Annotated in this window: 2 protein-coding genes; both read right to left on the bottom strand. The window is 32.9% G+C overall.

What is annotated here, in order from left to right; genetic code table 11:
- Window positions 1–351: 351 nt before the first annotated feature.
- Window positions 352–495, bottom strand: coding sequence for a hypothetical protein (locus tag LJD34_RS16115; RefSeq protein WP_158575528.1), 144 nt, complete (start codon window positions 493–495; stop codon window positions 352–354).
- 9 nt (window positions 496–504) lie between these two features.
- A partial coding sequence (locus LJD34_RS16120) for a transposase (protein WP_227360378.1) occupies window positions 505–605 on the bottom strand: 101 nt, incomplete at its 5' end.

Consider the following 605-nt stretch of genomic DNA (forward strand, 5'->3'; position numbering starts at 1 on the left):
CTGGACAATAGCTTACAGCAGGACATTTGATTCCAAGATCAACACCCATGACATTGTCATTTGAAGAAGTAGCATCTTCTTTTGCATCATAGACGATCTGTGATACTAGATTATGTCCTTTTACAACAATGCGCATCGTTCCTAATTTACTGGATGAAAATATCAATCTCTGTCTTTTGGATATTTTTGTCTTGACTGATATACGTTTTGACTTTCCATTGATCATTACTGGAAAGCTTATACAGTCATCATTGATTCTAAAATTTTGATTGTTGATATAACAGCACATTTTTTTCAAAACAGGAAGTTTTACTTGAGTATTTGAATTTCTTAAAGCCTTATTATATTTTCTTATGATGGACTTGGCATCTCGAATACATTGATTGCATCAAAAACAAGATGATTGACTGTAGAAATATACTCTGTCATCGTTGCCTTGATCAATTCTGTCTGATATTTATTTGGATAAAGCTTGACTGTTTCTGTTAATTTCATAGATATCACCTAAACGTTTTTTTGATCTTCAATATACTGCTTAATTACAGAAAGTGGTGCACCACCTACTGTAGATACAAAATAGCTATTAGTCCATAGCGTTGGGATCC

Source organism: Faecalibacillus sp. MSK20_93 (genome assembly GCF_020589945.1).
In the GTDB taxonomy this organism is placed as follows: domain Bacteria; phylum Bacillota_I; class Bacilli_A; order Erysipelotrichales; family Coprobacillaceae; genus Faecalibacillus; species Faecalibacillus intestinalis.